The organism is Leptospira ellinghausenii, assembly GCF_003114815.1.
Taxonomy (GTDB): domain Bacteria; phylum Spirochaetota; class Leptospiria; order Leptospirales; family Leptospiraceae; genus Leptospira_A; species Leptospira_A ellinghausenii.
In genome coordinates, this window is the sequence record NZ_BFAZ01000009.1 from 759,638 (window position 1) to 780,246 (window position 20,609).

22 protein-coding genes are annotated in these 20,609 nt (G+C 38.3%); 6 read left to right on the forward strand and 16 right to left on the reverse strand.

Translation table 11 applies throughout. The features are described 5' to 3' along the window. Window position 1: 1 nt before the first annotated feature. The gene (locus DI076_RS12060; protein ID WP_108960086.1) at window positions 2–1,183 is read right to left on the reverse strand and encodes an acetyl-CoA C-acetyltransferase; all 1,182 of its coding nucleotides are present in this window, start codon (window positions 1,181–1,183) and stop codon (window positions 2–4) included. A gap of 104 nt (window positions 1,184–1,287) precedes the next feature. On the opposite strand from DI076_RS12060, the gene DI076_RS12065 reads away from it, so the two are divergent. Further along, entirely contained in the window at window positions 1,288–2,670 is a 1,383-nt protein-coding gene (locus tag DI076_RS12065; protein ID WP_245918407.1) for a DUF6938 domain-containing protein, read from the forward strand. A 15-nt stretch (window positions 2,671–2,685) separates the two neighbouring features. Here the strand turns inward: DI076_RS12065 and DI076_RS12070 are convergent, their stop codons facing one another. Beyond that, window positions 2,686–3,033, reverse strand: a complete 348-nt coding sequence (locus DI076_RS12070; RefSeq protein ID WP_174705051.1) for an Hpt domain-containing protein — start codon at window positions 3,031–3,033, stop codon at window positions 2,686–2,688. Between the two features lie 105 nt (window positions 3,034–3,138). On the opposite strand from DI076_RS12070, the gene lpxA reads away from it, so the two are divergent. Both lpxA and galE read left to right on the forward strand, forming a co-directional pair. Further along, the gene (gene lpxA, locus DI076_RS12075; protein ID WP_108960089.1) at window positions 3,139–3,945 is read left to right on the forward strand and encodes an acyl-ACP--UDP-N-acetylglucosamine O-acyltransferase; all 807 of its coding nucleotides are present in this window, start codon (window positions 3,139–3,141) and stop codon (window positions 3,943–3,945) included. Beyond that, window positions 3,942–4,910, forward strand: a complete 969-nt coding sequence (gene galE, locus DI076_RS12080) for a UDP-glucose 4-epimerase GalE (protein ID WP_108960090.1) — start codon at window positions 3,942–3,944, stop codon at window positions 4,908–4,910. The genes lpxA and galE overlap by 4 nt, the downstream gene beginning before the upstream one ends. On the opposite strand, the gene DI076_RS12085 is transcribed toward galE, so the two are convergent. The 5 genes from DI076_RS12085 to DI076_RS12105 are packed head-to-tail and all read right to left on the reverse strand — an operon-like array spanning window position 4,905 to window position 9,873. Beyond that, window positions 4,905–5,705 carry a M15 family metallopeptidase gene (locus tag DI076_RS12085; protein WP_108960091.1) on the reverse strand — a complete coding sequence of 267 codons (801 nt, stop codon included), beginning with the start codon at window positions 5,703–5,705 and terminating at the stop codon, window positions 4,905–4,907. The two genes, galE and DI076_RS12085, sit on opposite strands and share 6 nt — an antisense overlap. A 14-nt stretch (window positions 5,706–5,719) precedes the next feature. After that, entirely contained in the window at window positions 5,720–7,780 is a 2,061-nt protein-coding gene (recG, locus tag DI076_RS12090; RefSeq protein WP_108960092.1) for an ATP-dependent DNA helicase RecG, read from the reverse strand. A gap of 5 nt (window positions 7,781–7,785) precedes the next feature. Beyond that, window positions 7,786–8,187, reverse strand: a complete 402-nt coding sequence (locus tag DI076_RS12095; protein WP_108960093.1) for a hypothetical protein — start codon at window positions 8,185–8,187, stop codon at window positions 7,786–7,788. Further along, window positions 8,188–9,192 carry a metallophosphoesterase family protein gene (locus tag DI076_RS12100; RefSeq protein ID WP_108960094.1) on the reverse strand — a complete coding sequence of 335 codons (1,005 nt, stop codon included), beginning with the start codon at window positions 9,190–9,192 and terminating at the stop codon, window positions 8,188–8,190. It abuts the gene before it with no gap. Beyond that, window positions 9,193–9,873 (reverse strand): hypothetical protein, encoded by a 681-nt coding sequence (locus tag DI076_RS12105; protein ID WP_108960095.1) that lies wholly within the window; start codon window positions 9,871–9,873, stop codon window positions 9,193–9,195. A gap of 56 nt (window positions 9,874–9,929) precedes the next feature. Here DI076_RS12105 and DI076_RS12110 point away from each other — a divergent pair, with 56 nt between their 5' ends. Beyond that, window positions 9,930–10,931 (forward strand): NAD(P)H-dependent glycerol-3-phosphate dehydrogenase, encoded by a 1,002-nt coding sequence (locus tag DI076_RS12110; protein WP_100725418.1) that lies wholly within the window; start codon window positions 9,930–9,932, stop codon window positions 10,929–10,931. On the opposite strand, the gene DI076_RS12115 is transcribed toward DI076_RS12110, so the two are convergent. The 9 genes from DI076_RS12115 to DI076_RS12155 form a co-directional block, all read right to left on the reverse strand. Continuing rightward, window positions 10,928–11,332 carry an MAPEG family protein gene (locus tag DI076_RS12115; protein WP_108960948.1) on the reverse strand — a complete coding sequence of 135 codons (405 nt, stop codon included), beginning with the start codon at window positions 11,330–11,332 and terminating at the stop codon, window positions 10,928–10,930. The genes DI076_RS12110 and DI076_RS12115 overlap by 4 nt on opposite strands. 99 nt (window positions 11,333–11,431) lie before the next feature. Beyond that, window positions 11,432–12,250, reverse strand: coding sequence for an alpha/beta hydrolase family protein (locus tag DI076_RS12120; RefSeq protein WP_108960096.1), 819 nt, complete (start codon window positions 12,248–12,250; stop codon window positions 11,432–11,434). A 32-nt stretch (window positions 12,251–12,282) separates the two neighbouring features. Then, the gene (gene map, locus DI076_RS12125) at window positions 12,283–13,038 is read right to left on the reverse strand and encodes a type I methionyl aminopeptidase (RefSeq protein ID WP_108960097.1); all 756 of its coding nucleotides are present in this window, start codon (window positions 13,036–13,038) and stop codon (window positions 12,283–12,285) included. Then, window positions 13,039–14,013, reverse strand: a complete 975-nt coding sequence (gene arsS, locus DI076_RS12130; protein WP_108960098.1) for an arsenosugar biosynthesis radical SAM (seleno)protein ArsS — start codon at window positions 14,011–14,013, stop codon at window positions 13,039–13,041. Between the two features lie 3 nt (window positions 14,014–14,016). After that, window positions 14,017–14,355: an arsenosugar biosynthesis-associated peroxidase-like protein gene (locus DI076_RS12135; protein ID WP_015676644.1), complete on the reverse strand. Its 339-nt coding sequence runs from the start codon at window positions 14,353–14,355 to the stop codon at window positions 14,017–14,019. A gap of 144 nt (window positions 14,356–14,499) precedes the next feature. Beyond that, window positions 14,500–15,312 carry a hypothetical protein gene (locus tag DI076_RS12140; protein WP_245918408.1) on the reverse strand — a complete coding sequence of 271 codons (813 nt, stop codon included), beginning with the start codon at window positions 15,310–15,312 and terminating at the stop codon, window positions 14,500–14,502. A gap of 35 nt (window positions 15,313–15,347) precedes the next feature. Beyond that, window positions 15,348–16,124 carry an enoyl-CoA hydratase/isomerase family protein gene (locus tag DI076_RS12145; protein ID WP_108960100.1) on the reverse strand — a complete coding sequence of 259 codons (777 nt, stop codon included), beginning with the start codon at window positions 16,122–16,124 and terminating at the stop codon, window positions 15,348–15,350. 1 nt (window position 16,125) lies between these two features. Continuing rightward, window positions 16,126–18,174: an AMP-dependent synthetase/ligase gene (locus DI076_RS12150; RefSeq protein WP_108960101.1), complete on the reverse strand. Its 2,049-nt coding sequence runs from the start codon at window positions 18,172–18,174 to the stop codon at window positions 16,126–16,128. Between the two features lie 68 nt (window positions 18,175–18,242). Further along, entirely contained in the window at window positions 18,243–18,455 is a 213-nt protein-coding gene (locus DI076_RS12155; protein WP_407658450.1) for a hypothetical protein, read from the reverse strand. Window positions 18,456–18,621: 166 nt separating this feature from the next. Here DI076_RS12155 and DI076_RS20335 point away from each other — a divergent pair, with 166 nt between their 5' ends. Both DI076_RS20335 and DI076_RS12165 read left to right on the forward strand, forming a co-directional pair. Continuing rightward, window positions 18,622–18,852, forward strand: coding sequence for a hypothetical protein (locus DI076_RS20335; protein ID WP_100725929.1), 231 nt, complete (start codon window positions 18,622–18,624; stop codon window positions 18,850–18,852). Further along, on the forward strand, window positions 18,788–20,605 hold the full coding sequence (locus DI076_RS12165; protein WP_108960102.1) for a MutS-related protein: 1,818 nt from the start codon (window positions 18,788–18,790) through the stop codon (window positions 20,603–20,605). Before DI076_RS20335 ends, DI076_RS12165 begins: the two co-directional genes overlap by 65 nt. Window positions 20,606–20,609 lie beyond the last annotated feature (4 nt).

Here is a 20,609-nt window from a genome sequence, read left to right on the forward strand (position 1 = left end):
ACTATGCTTTAGGGTTTTCTAAAACAATCGCGATTCCTTGTCCTCCACCGATACAAAGAGAAGCAACACCATACTTCACTCCACGTCTTTGCATCTCAAGCGCAAGAGTTAAAGTCACACGGTTACCCGATGCTCCGAGTGGATGCCCAATCGCAACGGCTCCACCGTTCACATTGGTGATCTTTGGATCAAGACCAAGTTCCTTTTGTACCGCTAAGTACTGAGCTGCAAATGCTTCATTCACTTCGACTAGTCCAATGTCTTTTAAACTCAGTCCTGCTTTTTGTAATGCCGCTGGAATTGCAATTGCAGGTCCAATTCCCATCTTTGCAGGATCACAACCAGCGTGGCCCCACGATTTAACTATAGCGAGTGGTTCTTTACCGAGTTTTTTTGCTTGGGATGCGGAGGCTACAATCATAGCGGAAGCTCCATCATTGATTCCTGATGCGTTTCCTGCAGTTACCGAACCATCTTTTTTAAAGGCTGGTTTTAAAGTGGCAAGTTTTGCTCCACCTGCTTTTCCTTTGATGAATTCATCCTTATCAAACACAATTGGATTTTTCCCATTGATCGTGATAGGATGAATTTCTTCTTTTAGAATTCCTTTGTTAGTTGCTTCTTCTGCTCGTTCTTGCGAAGTTGCTGCCCAAGCATCTTGTTCTTCTCTGGAAATTTTGTATTGGTCAGATAAGTTTTCTGCCGTCATTCCCATCGGAAGTTCTACATAAATGTCAGTTAATCCTTGTGCGAGTGAATCTTCAAATTCTGCATTTCCATAACGAACTCCAAACCTTGCATTGCGTACAACATAAGGTGCATTACTCATGGATTCCACTCCACCAGCAAGAACAGTGTGTGCTTCACCTAACATGATCTTTTTAGCAGCTTGGATCACAGCTTCCATTCCTGAACCACAAAGTCTGTTGAGTGTTAATGCAGGACTTGCAATCGGAACCCCTGATTTTAGCCCGATGTGACGAGCCAAATAAATTCCGTCTTTTCCTGTTGGGATAACATTTCCAAAAATACTTTCTTCAATTATAGAAGGATCAACTCCAGTTTTTTGGAGTGCTGCTTTTGATACTTCGACCCCAAGGTCTACGGCACTCATGTCTTTGAGTGTTCCGCCAAAACTACCGAATGCGGATCTCAGTCCGCCCAAAATGTAAACTTGTTCCATAGATACCAGGAATGGGCAAAATTGGTCACCTGTCAGCTAAGAATTGAAATTTCACTTGAAAGAGAATGCCCGTTCAATAGACTTCCTGCATGAATCGAGAACCAATGTTCGGCCTAGACACAGGTTTTGTTTCCAAACAAACAGCAGGCCTCATTCGAGGGATCCTCCAAAAACGTTATTCCATTGGAGAAAGTTCCATTCCCTTATTTTCTTCCCCTTCCCCATTGTACCCAGGTCTAGAACTCATTTCTGACAAAGGACAAAATCCCATTGAATCACGATTACTCGTGGGAAGTATTCGGATGGGATACGGTCACCACAGGATGGCACTTTCTGTGTATTCCCACTCTTTGAAAAAAAACATCCCTACTTACTTACACGATTTACTTGCCATCACCTCTCCGGAATCGAAAGCCATTGCCGACATCGATTCTGGATATAGTTTTTTCTCTCGGATGAGTGCTGAGATCGGTGGTCCTGTGGAATGGATTTGGGGACAACTTATGTCGCAAGGAAATCTAACCTCTCTTGAACTTTCTTGCCAACTTGCCACTCTGTACAAAGGACTCATGAATGGAATTCCAAAAGATTCACCTGTCATCACCACATACCCGTTAAATGGTCAGATTGCAGTTGCCTCTGGTTTTAACAAAACCATTCATTTGATTTGCGATAACTACCCTCAATACTACTTACTCGTTCCTGGAGCTTTAAACTTAGTCCAATCCCCTTCCTCTTATACCAAGTTTATCGAAATGGGTGTACCAAAAGACAACCTTGCTGTTGCTGGACATTGGGTATCAGAAGACATTGTTTCCAATGCAGTGACGGATTCTGAAAACCGAGTGAGAAGGATTGATTCTAAAAAAATTCGAAGGTTCTTAATCCCAATAGGTGGAGCGGGTGCACAAAAAGGTTATATTTTAGATCTCTTACGTTTGACCAAGTCGTATCTCACCAACAGAAAAGCAGTGTATTGGATTAACACTGGTGACCATGTGAAAGTGCTCAAAGCGATTGAAGAGTATTTGATTTTTCAGAAAATACCATATTTATCGATTGATTCTTGGGAAGACCTACTAACATTCATTACACGTCATCCGCTCAGGTCAGATGACAATGAAAACAATCCTCCTGTTGTGTTGTTTCATTTTCCAACTCACACTGAAGCGTTTTCAGCAACAGATAGGCTCATTCGAATTGCAGATGTCCTTGTAACAAAACCATCTGAATTGGCATTTTTTCCAATTCCGAAACTGTTTATCCGAAGGGTTGGAGACCATGAAGCTGCGTCAGTTATAAGGTCTTTGGAACTAGGAGAAGGAACTGTGGAATGCAGAGAAGTGATGCATGCGAAAGAATTGGTTCAAATTTTCACTGAGTCCGATGATTTGTTACTCCGAATGAACGAATCCATTATCAAAAACACAATCGAAGGGATCTATAACGGAAGTAAAACGGCCGTCGAAATGGCGACCGCTAAATGAACTAAAAATAAGAACTTAAGAAGAAAACTTTTTTTCTAACTCTTGTTTCGTGGATTCCCAAATCCCTGGAATTTTTTTTCCTTCGGTTATGGATGAGTCTACGTCTCCCGACTTCACAAGAGCCTCTGCTTTGACCACCACTTCCGAAAGACCTGCCAATCCAAAATTGGCAGCAACTCCTTTGATTTGGTGGAGTTCGGATTGTAGTTCTTTTGGATCCTTGGATAACATCAAACGGTCCAAATTTGCAACCCGAGTCGCCATATTTTCCAACAACGAAGTAATCATTTCCTTAAGCCATGCTTGGTCTTCAGGATCATTCATATCCACAAGAGATTCGATTCGCGACCAGTCTATTAACAAGTTCACACCACCCATTCAAAAGATAACAGACTCATAAAAGCGTGTAAATTACATTTTAAAAAATCATTTGCAGGTCTTTCCAATTGGTTTTTTTTGTAATTCAATATGAAAATACACCCCACTGCCATCATCGATCCAAAAGCGGAATTACATGAATCCGTTGAAGTAGGTCCATTTTGTATCATCGAAAAAGATGTGAAAATTGGAGAAGGAACCGTCATCGAATCCCACGTAAAAATCTTGTCTGGGACACGGATTGGTAAGTTTAATAAAATTTCCTCAGGTGGTAGTTTCGGTGGTTTACCTCAAGATTTAGCCTTCAAACCCGAAACCAAAACCTATTTGGAAATTGGGGATCATAATCATTTTAGAGAAAACGTTATTTTTCATAGGGGCACTGTAGAAGGGAAAGCCACTACAATTGGAAACCATAATTATATGATGGGAAATGTCCACATCGCACATGATACGATTGTAGGTGACCATAATATCATAGTCCAAAACACGATGCTTGCTGGTCACGTTGTGATTGGGAACAAAGTATTTATATCGGGTTCCGTTGGAGTTCACCAATTCGTTAGGGTTTCCGATTATGCAATGTTAGCAGGCCTAACAAAAGTAGTAAAAGATGTTCCTCCGTATGCAACTGTTGACGGTCACCCTGGTCTTGTGGTGAGTTTGAATGTTGTCGGAATGAAACGAGCTGGAATTTCTGCCGATGTTCGTCTTGCGATCAAAAGAGTTTATAAAACGATCTATCATAGTGGCCTCAACACAAAACAAGCATTAGCCGAACTTAAAAAAGACCCAAATCCTGCTCCTGAAGTACAAAAAGTAATCGAATTCTTTGAAACAAGTAAACGAGGAGTTGTTGACCATCGTTTTGTATCTGGTGGATCCGACGAAGAATGAGAGTTCTCGTTACCGGGGGAGCCGGTTATATAGGCAGTCATATTGTCCTAGAACTGATGGAGTTAGGACATGAAATCATTATTGTAGATGATATGCAAAAAGGAAATGAAGCCAATTTGTTTCCTGGAAATGAATTTATCAAAGGGGAAATCCAGGATCCAGAAATCCTAAAAAAAGCATTTTCCAAAAAGGTTGATGCAGTATTTCACTTTGCCGCTTGGAAAGCAGCTGGTGAATCTATGACAGATCCATTAAAATATACAATGAATAATTTAAATGGAACCTTCACTTTGTTAAATGCCATGATCGAGTACGGTTGCCAGTACTTTGTATTTTCTTCTTCTGCTGCAGTGTATGGTGCTCCCAAATATTTGCCGATAGACGAAAACCATCCTTTACAACCAGAAAATTATTATGGTTATACCAAACTCTGTATTGAAGAAAATTTGGAATGGTTTGATAAACTGAAAGGTTTAAAGTCAGCTCGACTTCGTTACTTTAATGCCGCAGGTTACGACCCAAAAGGTAGAATCAAAGGGATCGAAAAAACCCCAGCCAACTTACTCCCCATCATCATGGAAGCAGCATCAGGCATTCGGAAAGGTTTTGAGATTTATGGAAATGATTATGATACAGAAGATGGAACTTGTGTTCGTGATTACATTCACGTAAGTGATTTAGCAAAAGCACATGTTTTAGCTTTGAATTATATCATGGCAAAAAACGAAAGTTTGACTGTAAACTTAGGATCAGAAGCTGGATATTCAGTCAAAGAAATGGCTGATTTATCAGAGAAGGTTGTTGGAAAACAAATTCCTCACAAAACAGGTTCTAGGCGACTAGGAGACCCAGCAAAATTACTAGCGTCTTCCAAAAAAGCAAGAGAACTTCTCAATTGGAAACCTATCTATAGTGATGCAGAAACATTACTATCGAGTATGTGGAATTTGTATAAAAATCTATAAATTCTGCAAACTGATTTTTTCACACTCCGGGTTGATGGACCTTACATAATCCAAAGCCCGGTCACCTAACACCTCAGCTCCCATAAAACTTCCAACTAATTTGATCTCACCAGATTGAAATGATTTAACCCATTCTTTAGTGAGTTGGTTTGAGATGGGTGCATAAGACCAGTGCCATTTTTCTTCTTGGTACCCTTTGTTATTTCGTGTAGAAAGTGAACTGTAAGGTTGGCAAAATCCATAGCGGGAAGCATTCTCTTTTAGCCAATCATATAGAATTTTTCCCTTTCCGTTTGATTCAAAATAAGCATTATCCAAAGCATTTAAGTCAAAGTCGGTTCCCCAATGGTGACGAGATGTCCCAGGTGCACTTGAGAATTCTAAAATTAGATTTATGATTTCCTCTGGTGACTTACCAGTGATAGGAGCTCGCATCACTTTTTTTCCAGCATACTTTGATTCCCAAATTCCTTTTTGGTGGGAAAAATTACGAAAACTAGATACTAAAAAAATGTGTTGTTTATAAGAACTTGGCTTTGTGTCTTCAAAATCATTAATCATTTTGTGAAGTGCTTTTTTAACATCCGGTCTCAGAAAATGTTCTTTAGCATTTTCTTCTAATATAACAGGTGCTAATGGTCCAGGAGAATTGAATTTGCCAGTTAAATAGGAAACTTTATCAATACCCAAATACAAATCAGATTGAGTTTGTTTGACAGGTTTCTCCCCACATACACATAGTAATGAGAGCAAAAACAATAAGAGATACTTCGTTCTGAACATGATAAGGTTCATTTAAAAATTACCGATTAATTCGCAAATAAAAATTTACCTTCACTGAATCGTATACTAAGTTCTGATACCTCGTTTGGATCATCCAACGGAAGGGATGTTGCATCCTCTTTTGCCTCATCCAAAAGGTCACGGTCCACAACCAAATCAGCAATTTTAAACTCAGGCAGCCCACTTTGTTTGACACCTAATAGTTCACCTGGACCACGAATGGCTAGATCCTTTTCTGCCAAAAAATAACCATCATTGGAGGTTACTAAAGCTTCTAATCGATCTCTACCTTCATCACTGACAAAATCACCTGTCATTAAAATACAAAAACTTTCCAAATCACTTCGTCCCACTCGGCCACGTAACTGGTGTAATTGGGAAATTCCAAATCGTTCCGCATGTTCCACTACTAAAATTGTAGCATTGGGTACATCCACTCCCACTTCCACAACAGTTGTTGTGACTAAAATTTGGATCTCTCCTGATTTAAATTTTTCCATAACGGATTCTTTTTCGACACTTTTCATTTTTCCATGTAATAATCCAATTTTCAGATCAGGAAAAATATTAGTTCGTAAGTTTTCATAAGCAACCGTACAAGACTCTAAATCAACCTTCTCCGATTCTTCAACAAGAGGGTATACGATATAACACTGTCTACCAGAGGTTATATACTTTCGAATTGAATTGTATACGCCTGTTCGTCGGTCTTCTTTGTACCAACGTGTGTCGATGGGTTTGCGGCCTTTTGGTTTTGTTTTAATATTCACGAGTGTTAAGTCCCCGTATAAAGTGAGACAAAGTGTTCTAGGAATAGGAGTCGCTGTCATCGCCAAAATATCAGGATTTTTTCCTTTGGCACGAATGGTTTCTCTTTGGTCGACACCAAACTTATGTTGTTCATCAATCACGACCAGTCCCAAATCAGAAAAAATCACATCTTCCTGCAACAAAGAATGGGTTCCAATTATGATATTAGATTCGCCGTTTTTGATACGGCTTAATTTTTCTGCCCTGGTTTTCTTATTTTCACCACCTAATAACAATTCAATCCCAAGGAACGGCATATTGCCCATAAATTTATAAATAGTTTGGTAATGTTGCCTTGCTAAAATTTCTGTAGGTGCAAGAAAGGCCACTTGAATGTGGTTATCGATATAATGTAATCCTACAAGCAGTGCCGTAATTGTTTTTCCTGATCCAACATCCCCTTGTAACAAAAACGCTGAAGGTGAATCTGCGTTTGTTTTGGAGAGTATAGTAGTAACAGCTATTTTTTGATCTTCTGTTAATTCAAAAGGAAGATTTTTCTCTAAATTTACACGAGATGGTGAACTAGGAAGAGGCCACAACAATCGTTTTACTTTTTGGCGTTCTCTTTGTTTATACAATAAGAGTCTTTGGAAATAAAAAAACTCTTCATAGGCAAATCGTTTTCTGGAAACTTGGACTGTTTCCATTGAATCAGGAAAATGAATTTTTCTAAAGGCTTCATCACGACCGAGTAACTTTCGTTTTTTGATAAATTTAGAAGGAAGGTTTTCTGCGATCTCGCCACTTTCTAATACTAGGTGGATGAGTTTACGTAAACCTTTTGAATCCAATCCTTCTTCTTTGAGTGCCTCAGTGGATGGATACAAGGGAATAATCCGACCAGCATGTATAGAATCCTCTGGATCATCGGTGTCTGATAAAAATTCATATTCAGGATGGATGATTTGATATCCTTTAAAATATTCCAATTTACCAGAGATCACAACTTTTTTATCAATCGCGAAGAGTTTGTGAAAAAAATTAACTCCACGAAAAAATACTAAGTTGATTCTTTCATTGTTTAAAGTACGGAACCCAACGAGTAATCGACTCTTTTTACCGTGCACAATGTAACTATCTACAATACTTCCGAGTAAAGTGACATTATCACCTTGTTTTAAAATAATATCCTTTGTAAAATTACGGTCTAAATAACGCCTTGGAAAGTAAGTCAATAATTCGTAATACGTAGAAACTCCATGTTCCAACAAAACGCTTTTACGTTTAGGACCAATCCCTTTTAAATTCGATAAACTTTGTGTGAGATCAAACATAAAATTTATATTTCATCCGTAGGTTTAGGTGGTCCAAATGGATTGTCATTCCCAACATTTGGCAAAAGATTATTTTTTTCAGAATCTAAAATCAGATAACAATATTTGCATCCATAAATTTGTGCCTGTTTTTTCCCTTCGCTATTTGTATAAGTAGAAATAGCAGCATATAGATATTCATCTTTCCGAAGAACTGTTCCACAAACAGGGCATAGGCGCAGTCTTGGCAAACTAGGATCTTTATCCTTACCATAAACTTTTCGTGGATCCCCTACTCGAAGATTTTCCTCTTTTTTAAGGCGTTCTTTTTCTTTTTGGTTTAGCGATTGGTTGTCAACAGCAGAGAGTGCATATAAAAAAAAGGCTACAGTGAATAATACGCCACAAATCGTCAGAAAGGTGACCATTTAGTTTCCTCGAATGTAATCTTCAGAACTCACTGTTGAAATTGGATTTTGAGAAATGAGTTTTAATTGTTTTTCCGAACAATCCACTTCAATTAAGGTATGGCAAACATCTTCCTTTAATTGGCAAAGATTGGATTGTACAACATCTTTTCCTTCCATCATAATTTCAGCATAATACCCACCTTCTTGAAAACCATGTAAAGAGTCCACAGCACCAAAGTTAGATGGATTTATAAAAACTGTATTTTTTGTTTTTTTAATTCCTTGGTCTTCGTGAACGTGCCCAGAAACAACAAGAGAAGGAGATTCATCATCTAAATAACGACGTATCCCTTGGCTTCCACACTTACCTACTCCCGGAATCGTATCAAAATAACCATAAGCTGGATTATGAATCCAACAAATGTCAGGTAATTCTTCTCGGAAAAAGTCCTCAGGTTCACTATAGTTTTTTCCATTTTTCGTGTATTCATGAAAAACAACTGTTAGTTTCTCAGGGATACCGGAAGTCCAAATGGGAGCACCACCATAGCCAGAAACTTTGATGTTTTTAAAATCAAAACTTTTACGATGCACTTCTCTTTGGTACAATTCCGTGTATTGTAAATCCAAATCATAATTTCCCGGCAAACAATAAACAGGTGATTTTGCGTATTTCAAAATCAATTTTTCGATGATTTCGTATTTTTCTTTCATCGTTTTGGCAGCTAACTTATACAAGTCTCTATATTTTTGTGACTTTTCAACAATGGCAGTCGAATACTTTTCAGGAAAACGAATGGCATGAGTTGTGAAATCAAACGGAGTTGAGTCGTCTTTTCTTTCCGTTAACAAATAATACAATTCTTCTTGGACACCACAAAAATCGATGATACGATCAAAGGAAAAAAATGCTTTGTAGATAATATCTCCGGAAAAAAGGTACAAATCTGCTTCTGTTGATTGCAGAATTTTTTTGAGACCATGAAGTCCATCATGGATATCCGTAAGATAAATGATTTTCATTTATTCGTTTTCCCAAAGTAACATCTGAATATCTCTATCCTCTTCTATATAATCGATCTTAAGATATTCAGGTCCAAAAAAATCTACCAGAGGTTTTAATATGGTAGAGGATCTAACAAAGATATACAATTCATTATGATCAGCGACTAGGTATTGGATTTCGATTTTTCCTGCAATGGCCGGAACCAAATTTAGAAAATAATTGAGATCAAATAATAATTCCCATTGTAGACCTGTGATCGATAATATATGGGGAGCAGCATGGATGATGGATTCAAATACCTTTTTTTTATGGAAAGGATCAATTTTAACAAACCACCTAACAAAGTCAAATCTCCTTGGTTTGGTGTCCCATACACGGTATCCAACAATTTTTAGCCTTGCTTTGTTATCTTTTACTAACACTGGTTTGAGTCGCACACGGTAACGTATCGAATTTACTTTTAGGATTCTTGCAATCCAAAGCCATTCCATTCTGTATGTCCCTGTTAAGATGACTTCCCCTTTTGCAGAATCGACTTCCATACTTTCTAAATCGGGGTCTTCTGCGATGATTTCCGTTTGTATGACTTTTTTTAAGCTACCAAGCAATAAGGTAACTTTGTAATTACTCTTTGGGACCACTTTGGGTGGCAAAAAGAGATTGAGTGGGTTGAAACGGAAGAGATCCGTTAAAAGCATATTTTAATTTTATTTTCTATTGCCTTTTTGGAAAGCAGATTTAGAATACTGAACTCATGAAGATTGGAATCATAGGTGCTGGAAGTTTTGGCACTGCACTAGGTAGTATTTTGGCAGATAAGGGTTACGACGTCACCCTTTGGACAAGAAGTGAGGAACAAGCTCGTTCCATCAATGAAAACCATATGAATTCCAAACATATGCCTGATTTGGTCCTTCCAGAAAAATTGAGGGCGAGTACGGACCTCATCCAGGTGGTAAAAGACAAGGAAATGATTGTTTCCGCACCACCAAGCCATGCCTTATCCGGCATCTTAAAGGAAATTAAAGACCACATCCCGCATAAAGTTCCCATTGTTTCCGCATCCAAAGGGATTGAGAATGAATCCTTACGACTTGTCTCCGAGATTTTTGAATCGGAACTTCCAGGCCAGTACCATTCTCAACTTTCCTATCTTTCGGGTCCTAGTTTTGCCAAAGAAATGGTAAAACGAGTTCCTACCATTGTTTCCATCGCTTCCAAAAACGAAGCAACCGCCAAACGTGTGCAAGAGATTTTTAGTTTCACATACTTTCGTACCTATTGGACTCCCGATGTAGTTGGTGTGGAAGTGGGTGGTGCTTTGAAAAACGTGATCGCCATTGCCGCAGGTGTCGCCGACGGTCTTGGCTTTGGCCAAAATACAAGGGCTGCTCTCATCACACGTGGGTTAAACGAGATCACTCGGATGGGAATCAAAATGGGAGCAGACCCTATGACCTTTCTTGGGCCATCTGGTATGGGAGATTTAGTGCTAACCTGTTGTGGGGAAGCTTCCAGAAATCGAACTGTTGGTTTTCGATTGGGCAAAGGAGAGAAGTTAAAAGAAATTTTGGCATCGATGAACGAAGTGGCAGAAGGTGTCAAAACCACACTCTCTACCAAAAATCTCTCGGATAAATTGGGAGTAGAAATGGCAATCACTCAAGAAGTGTATCGTATGTTATACGAAGACAAAGACCCAAAAGAAGTTGTAAAAGCTCTAATGGGCCGTGACCTCAAACGGGAAGGTGTTTAAAGTAAGTGGATTAGCAAAACAATATAAGTCACAATTTGGATCATATAAAATGTAAAACGGATGTTCACTGCAAGGACATTCGTTCCAATCAAATGAGTGAGGGATTGTAATACCCTTGCTCCTAAAATCACAAATCCTGCTTGGTTCACAAATTCATTTACCTTTCCTAAACTCACAGTTAAGAATACTACTGCTACAAATATAGGTAGGTTTTCCAGACTGTTGAGATGAGCACGATTCAACCTCCAATTAAAATCACTTCCATGTTGTATACCTGCTGGAAATTCATTGGATTTTTTTTTACCAAGTAACACTTGTACACTTCGATACGTTATCAATGTAACTCCAAGACCCAAAGTCCAAAGAGTAAATAAAATCAATGCCAAATAGATTGGTTCCACAGTTTCTCCTTTGTAACCTTCCACCAATCAGAGTGAAATGATACAGGCGAGAATACTAACTGACTCTTGTTCATTTGTAAACCAATAATTGAATATTTTTTAATAGTGATTGGATTCTTTATTTTCCCATCCAATCGATTTGATCTGTTTCCAAACGGAAAGCCAACTCTTGGAAAAAAAATGATCGGGTGCTTCTAGGATTTCTACCAAACGCATACGGTTTCGTTTTGCAAATTCGGATGTGAATTCTTTAGGAAACCATTTGTCCATTGCCGGTAAAAAAATTGTTACCTCTGTTCTTTTTTCAAAATCATAGTTTTCCACCCGAAATCCAGGTAAAAATAAATTTTGTAAGAACTGAGCAAGTGAATCCACCTGTATCCTTGTATTTTTAACTGGAAAAGAAAGATGGTTTACCTCACCATTTTCCAACCAATTCGGAGTGGATAAAGTTTCTAATATCTGTTTGTTGGGAAAATCATCATCAGGAATGTTTGGTAAAAGTAACAACCGACTAAATTCTTCAATAGAATTTGATTCATACAAAAATTCTAAACTTTTGACACTATTTAGTATGGGAGATAATAAAAACAATTTTTGGAACTGGACTTGTATTGCGTATAATAGAAGGGCTGCGCCACCTCCACTATGGCCAATTCCAAACAATGGTTTCCCAATATAATTTTGTTTCTTTAAATATTCATCTAACAGCGAAATGGCGGATTTTGGATCATATGTTCCATTGGAATCACCATGTGATGGTGGATTAAATCGGATTAACCTGAGTCCGTATTCAATAAGTTCAGAATCGCGTATACGAAAGGAACGTACATTTCCACCTGTGCTTGGCCAAAGGATGAGAAAACCTTGTGCTTCTTCAGGTGGAACACCTTGTTCGATGATTTCTAGAGAAGACAAAAAATCCCCAATATCTTCAATCCAATCGAAAATTATAAAGTGGCAATGATGGGTTTACCATTTTGCACAATGACAGTATGCTCACATTGTGCCACGTAACTTAAATTTCCTTGCCTGTTCCCTGCCACAAGGGTCCATCCATCAGCTTCTTCAAATGCAGTTTGGTTTCCAGTGGAGATAAAGGATTCAATTGCAAGGACAAGGCCATGGTTCAGTTTGCGATGGTCCCGTTTGTCTTCGTATACCAACACTTGTGGTTCTTCATGCAATTTTTTTCCAGTACCATGTCCTGCTAAGTTTTTAATGACAGTGAATCCATTTTCTTTGGCAGCAGAATGTATTTCTTTTCCAATATTTCTTAAATAATTTCCAGTATACGCTTGTTTTGTGGCGCGCATGGTTCCTTCAATCGCGGTATCACACAGTTTTTCCAATTTAGGATTTGTGTTTCCAACAACAAAGGAAATCCCCGTGTCTGCATAATACCCATCGAGTTTTGCAGATACATCCACATTCACCAAATCGCCTTTTTTTAAAATGGTGTCCTTTTTAGGAATTCCATGAGCAATTTCAAAATTAGTGCTGATACAAGTAAAACCAGGAAATTTATAATCAAACTTTGGTGCAGAATAAGCTCCTGCTTTTTCAAACTCATGTTTGGCTGCCATATCCAGTTCCAATGTAGATACACCTGGTTTTGCTAATAATTTTAAAAGTTCACGTACTTTTGCGACAAACTTGCCAGCTTTTAAAATCCCTTGTAGGTCTTTTTCATTTTGAATCGACATTTATACAATTTCTCCACCACAACTAGAACCAGCTCCAGCTGTACAACCATAACAATGGTTTGCTACAACGATTTCACGTCCAAGAAATGCGTGCAAATCGAAATCTTTGATGTGTTTCACTTCTTTGGATTTTAAATCCAACATTTGGTTAAAATCACAATCGTATACTGACCCTTCATACCCTACTGATATTTGGTCGAGGCACATGAGGCCATTCACTGTTGCAGGATTGTATGCATTTACCAATGTTTCCATATACATTTCAAACTTACCACTTCGGACAAGGGATCCTAAAAAGCGATTGATGGGGAGGTTATTGATACAAAAGAGTTGGTTGAATACGATTCCATATTTTTTAAACAAACTGTCTTTGTATTCTTTTTCTAATTGTGACTGTCCCGAACTTAAAAACAATCCATTGGGATTGTATACCAAATGAATGGGAAGAGAAGTGCCGTAACCGATAGCATTTAACTTTTTTAAGGCGGTAATCGATTTTTGATAAACACCTTTTCCTCTTTGGTTGTCCGTCACATTTTCCAGAACAGAAGGTAACGACGAAACAATTTCAACTTCATTTTCTTTTAGAAATTCATACAACCATTCATAACCTGGTTCCTCTAAAATGGTGAGATTACAACGATCCATCACTCGTTTCCCTAGACGTTTTGCTTCTGTTACCAGATATTTAAAATGTGGATTCCCTTCTGGAGCACCACCAGTGATATCCACTGTTTCGATCTCTTGAATTTTCGAAATGAGTTCGATACAAAGTTCCGCAGTACTTCTATCCATCATCTCTGTTCGAATAGGAGAGGCATCCACATGGCAATGCCGGCAAGCTTGGTTACACCACTTGCCAACATTGATTTGAAATACCTTAATCGAACGAGCTTGTATTGGTTTTCCAACCGTTTTTAGAAATGGATTCCCGCTGTAACCTTGTAAGGTGGAAATTTGTTCGGTTACTTCCATAGATCAAAAAGAAAGTTCGTCAATTTTGTTTTGCATTTGTACACTGTGAACTAAGTTGATCCCAGCAGCCATTGCTGCCGCCACATGTACAGCTTCATTCATTTGTGCCTCATCAGCACCTTTTTGAAGTGAGGTGGTCGTATAGGCATCAATACAATAAGGGCATTTTAGAGCATGAGCTACTGCAAGAGCAATCAGAGCCTTTTCTCTTTCCGTGAGTGCTCCTTCAGCCATCACAGCATTGTAATACCCAAAAAATTTATCAGCAAGAGCGGGATTTGTACGCCCAATTTCTCCAAATTTTCCTAAATCTTTTGCGTTGTAATAATGATTCTCTGCCATGGATTTCCTCTTTAAGATGAAGTTTTTTCACATTCTGATTTCGTCAAGGGTAAGCCCTTACAAGTGAAATCAAAAAGGGATTAGGTTCGATCAATATCTTAGACAAAGTTTCTATTTTTTACGGATTGGTTTTCCATTCTTTTCTTAGTTAAAAGAACGACTGAATGCAATGATTGTCAGAATTTTCCAAAGGAATTGGAAGGGAAAGGTGATGGCATCCCAAAGGAAGGCAAATGGCAAAACAGGATACCATTTAACATTAGTTCCAAACTTTTCTATGGATTCAATTTCAATATACCGATACAGTAGAAATCCATATTTCTTAGCATCGACTAGGTACATTTTGCTCACAATTCCATATTCATCCACAAGGGCAACGACGAGAGAGTCTTCTGTAGGTTGTTTGGGAATGCGAATGGTATTTCGAATTTTTGTTTGGCAAGAGTCACAACGAGCTAATTGGAATGTGTTTGGATCCTGACTCTTTTCGATCGAAATCGATTCGTAACATGTTTTTCCCGTCTTTAATTCAATACAAATACCAAAGGAATTTTCATATTCAACGTATTCTATTTCCTTGGGAATCCCTGTAGTTTCATCTAACGATAATTTGTATACAACAGAGAACTCCTTTGATAAATATAACGACCAAGAATAGTTGTATGACTTTGGTTGGAAATAGATGCCACCTTTACGAGATGTTTCCTCTTGGCTTTCAATTTCCCTGATCTCTAATGCTTCTAAGCTACTTTGTGGGTGTGGTACAAACCATTTACCGGAACTTCGATCCCACGCATTAAAAGAAGGTTCGTATCTTGTCCCATCTTCAGTTTTCAATTCAGGGGATTCAAACAACAAATGATAATCAGGTTGGATGAGCTTAACGGAATCCAAATGATTGATTTTTGTCGGAACTACTTGTGATCTCCTTATGACTGCTTTTGTGGCACAATTCATAAAAATTAGTACCACAAAAACAATCAAGATTCGTATCATGTGCTGAACTTGGGTCTACGTTTTTCGATGAGTGATAAAAATCCTTCCTGGCCATCGGGAGATAAAATCACTTTCGTGAATAAATCGGCATCCAATTGGAATAAGGATTCCATTTGTGTTCGGTATGGTTCTCGTAAGGCAGTTTTCATCCCACGGCTCGAATTGTAAGTGAGTTTGGAGAGTGATTCGGCAAACTTCATAGCTTCTGGAACCAAATCATCTGCACTAAACAATTCATCCACAAGGCCAATTTCCTTTGCTTCTGGACCCTTAATTTGTTTTCCCGTAAAAAGTAAGTCACGAGTGGCTTTTACTCCAACTAAGTCTTGCAATACGATGGTTGGGATCGAAGGAAAATTAAGACCTACAATTGCTTCCGAAAAACCAATCCTTCCTCCTTTGTCCACCATGAAGCGGTAATCCGAAAACAAGGCAAATACAGCGCCAGCAGCCATACAATGACCGTTGATCACTGCAATGGTTGGAACTGGAAAATGGAAATAGGTTTGTGCCGTTCTTAACAACTGTTCAACGGATCGCCTGACATCGGATTCCGATTTTCCATACATGAGAGTGGGTTCAATCCCATTGGAAAAAAATTGTGTTTGTGCGGATGTAAATAATAAAACACGCAAGTTAGGATTGTTTGCGTGTTTGTTTAGGATTTCTTGAAATGAAACAAAGGCTTCAAAATCAAATGTGTTCTTTTCATTGGACTGCATCTTGATTTCCAAGATGCGGTCTCCATGAAAGATCTCTGCAAAAGGAGTCATATTAACTGTTTTTGTAGAGCTCCAAAATTCTGTCTTTGTATTTTTCTGTAATCACATGTCTCTTCATCTTCATTAGGTTAGTGAGTTCGTCTCCAACTTCAAATGGTTTTGTGATGAGAGTCACATATTGCACTTGTTCGAAGTTTTTGAATCCAGTTTTAACACTGTTAAAATTGCGAACTTCTTTTTTGTAGAAGTCTACTACCTTCGGATGAACAATGAGTTTCTCTGGACTTTTTTCTGTGATTCCATTTTCTTCTGCCCAAGGGATGAGAGAGTCAAAGTCAGGAACAATGATTGCTCCGAGTACTTTTTGGTCTTGTCCCACTACCATAGACTGTTTGATGTAAGGTGATTCATCAATTTTGTTTTCGATTGGAACTGGTTCTACGTTTTCACCACCGAGTAATACAATGGTGTCTTTTGCACGACCAGTGAGTGTGAGGGTCTTCTTGAAGTTAATCATCCCGATGTCACCGGTGTTCATCCAATTGTCTACGATGGTTTTTTTGGTGGTTTCAGGATTTTTGTAATACCCTTTCATCACTTGAGGTCCTTTGATGTGAACCACACCTTTGGCACCTAATTTACCAAAGATGATATTCTTTTTGTCATCGATATGGCAAAGAACATTCCCAGCATCATCTCGGATTTGCACTTGGCTGAGTGGAACAATATCCCCAACAGAACCCATAATGGGTCGGTCAAATGTTCGAGCCGATATAACCGGTCCCGTTTCTGTCATTCCATACCCTTCGAGAACTGTAATCCCGATATCCATAAAAAAAGCATCCACGTGTTTTTGAAGGGCTCCCCCTCCTGAAAGTGTCGCTCGTAAGTGGCCACCTGTTGCTTGTCTGATTTTAGAAAGTACAATGCGATCAAGTGTGAAAGAGTTAAATAAAACTCCAAGTCCAGCCAATACATACAGTGGAGTTTTGAGAACACTTTCTTCTGGTACCAAAAACTGTGAGGAAAGAAGGGAAAGGATTGTCACTGTAAACGGACCAGTTAATAACAATTTAACGACCGATACAACAGAAAGAAACAATGAATGTAGGATGTTCCTTCCTTCGTAATCCACTTCCCAACCTTTCAAAAATCGAATGGAAGCATGGTAGTGTTTCGAAAAAAAGTAAGCAACCTTAAACAATAATCTTCTTACAGGAGGTGTTTGTTTCGGATCATTGATACGAGTGTAAATCCCGTTATAAATACTTTCCCAAACCCTTGGAGCAGAAGCCATGAAAGTAGGTCTTGCTTTTTGGATATCATTACGAAGTTCGGTTACCTTTGTATAATAAGTGGAGCCACCATTGATGATCGCAAAGTATTCCACAACTCGTTCAAAGATATGCCATACTGGTAGGATGGACAACATACGATCATCTGGAGTCACTTTCGCAACACGAGGGACCACATAATGCATCTGGTGGATCATGTTGGAATGCATAAGCATTACACCCTTAGGCATCCCAGTAGTTCCAGATGTGTAAATCAGTGTGTACAAATCATCTGGTTTGATTCCAGACATCCTTTTTTCCGCTTCTCGTTTTCCTTTAGAGCGAAGTTCCCTTCCCTTTTCCAAAAGGTCATAGAAGTGTAAAATCCCAGCACCTGACTTGAGTTTGGTGTCTTTGTCCATAATGATCACGGTTTTTACCGATTTCACTTGGGATTTGTTATTTTTATATTTTTCGTAAACCTTATCGTTTTCTAAAAAAACAACTTTGGCTTCCGAGTGGTTTAAAATGTAAACGATTTCCGAATCAGTGATATCAGACCCGCGCGGAACGTTTGCCGCTCCAGCAGTTAACACAGCACAATCAGCTATGATCCATTCGACTCGGTTGTCAGCTAATACGCCAACATGTTCTCTCGCTTTTACACCCAAATCAATTAGGGCTTCTGCAAGTGCGATACCATCTTCGTAAAGTTGTTTATAGGTAAGTGCTTGGTAATCCTTCTGTGCATTTTTATACCAAAATGCTGGTCTTGGACCAAATTTTTCTGCGGATTCCTTATAAACTTCTGCTAGGTTATTTGCCATATCTCTCCATCTAAAAGCGGTCTTTATGATAGACTCTACTTTCAGATGGTCAAGAGAAATTTAGATGTTTAGTCCCAGTGGAACCCTTCGCGTTGGTGTCCTTTTTTCAAATGGCGTTTGCGTATTTCGTGGAGTTTGGTCAGTTGCGAAAGGTTCAGTAGGTTACGTGCCGCAAGACCTTTTTGTGGGAGAAGGGATTCGTCTTCTGTATTAGCAAAAAACTGGTTGGTTTTAACGAAGGAGCTTTTAAACTCCAAATTCATATCAGGATAGAAATCCATACAAGCCTCCGTGCTTTCCGGTTTCCGGGGTTTCTGTATTTTGAAGGTTCCCACCATCCGTGGTAGGTAGCCTCCCCCCAATATATGTATCGCCGAAATATGAATATCCTGAAGTAAAAAATTTTGCTTGTACTATTTTTTTTTCTCTGATTTTTGGTATTCGTTCATGACGATTCGATTGGAAAATTCTACAGGGAGACGAAGCGGGCGCTTTGTAGCTTATGAGTATGGGGAAGACCTATTTGGTACTCTGTATTTGGATAAGTTTTCTGGTCGCGAGAAAGGACGACTCATCGACAAATGGAGATTAAATGACTTAGGAAGTCTTATCCGTGTCCTCGATACAGAGATTTCTCGTAGGGAAGAAGAAAATTACGAACGACCACTTTTCCACTAATCCAACCTATGTTTTCCTTTCCTTAAGGAAAAATAAATACAAATCCAAAATTCAGTTTTTATCCAACCGCCTTAGAACCGTTTCGATTTTTCGATTATCAACTTTCGTAATTTTTTTATTTGCCATTTCCTTTTGTTACCTAACCAAACTCACATGGAAAGAATATGGATTATCCATTCTCTCAATATTTCCATTTGTATACCTAGTTCGATTGTATACAAATCGGAAGTCTCAATTGGATTTTGCCAAACGCAACTTTCAATTTTTAGAGGAAGAACTACTCCGCTTTTCTGGAGATTATAAAAAATTAAAAACAAGAGAACCTTGGGAATATCCAATTGTGGTCAGAAACCATCCCTTATCCATTGATTTGGATCTTTGCACCAAACAAGGGTTTTTGGGAGTTTTTGACACCACCATCACAAAAGAAGGGTTCCATTCTTACTTGTTACGATTTTTACAAGAACCAATTGATAATCAGTTTGCCATTCCAGACCAATCCTTTGTCAAAACAATCCTTACTAAAAAAAACAAAGCTTTCCATTTGATGAGAAAGTATTTAGTTTTAGATGGAGAACCAAACGAAAAATTTGAAATCCCTTCAACTAAGAACGAAACCAATTTTTGGAACAAAAGAAATTGGCTACGTTGGATGTTTCCTATATGGGGAATCTTCTCACCAACTTACATCACCTTAGGATTATTATTTGATTTACCCTTCATTCCGTTTTTATTACTCACCAACGGAATTCTATTTTTAAGTTATCGAAGAGAATCTACTTTGATTTGGAAGGAAATCAAAACCTTAAGTCAATCATCTGTTCGGTTTCAGAAAACTTTTGTATTTCTTTCGAAGGAAAGAAAATTCACAAAAAAAATGTTATCCAAAATAGCGAATCTTGGAGATTCATCAGAACTTTTGGTTTCTCCTCTTCCACATTTGTTGCTAAATGTTCTTTGTTTATGGGACCTTTGGAAAATCAAAACATTACAAAAATGGAAACAACAATATTCGTTCCATTGGAATGAATTACGAAACCAAATCATCAAAATTGATTCCATTCTTCCCATGGTCAATTTCGGATTTTTGAATCCAGAAGCAAACTTCGCAACAACCACAAATGATGGAACTCTTACATCAAATTCACTTGTCCATCCAATGATTCCTAAAGGAAATCGTATCTTAAATCCATTACCAAAAATGAATCCCGGGGATTTGATGATTGTTACTGGATCTAATATGAGTGGAAAAACAACATACATGCGATCGATCGCCATGTCTTTGTTACTTGCTGGATCAGGGGCACCTGTATTAGGAAATGGTTTTGAATACCCAGAGTTTCAAATCCATACCTTAATTCGTTCACAAGACTCAATGGAAGATGGAGTTTCCTTTTTTTATTCGGAAGTCAGAAGACTCGCTACCATCATAAACAATGCAGACAATTCCAAGAAAGTCCCAATTCTATTTTTAGATGAAATATTAAAAGGGACAAATTCAAAAGAAAGGTACATTGCCACCCGAGAAATCTTGGCTGTATTACGCGAAAAAAACTGCATTGTGTTTTTAACGACACATGATCTGAAACTTGCTGAGATGAACTCGGCAAAACGATACCATTTCACTGAATTAGAAACCAATGGTAAAATGGATTTTGATTATCAGATCAGAGATGGTGTTTCTGGATCAACGAATGCTCTAAGGATTTTACAGAACGAAGGCATACCCATTCGAAATGATAAAGAAAATTAAATGA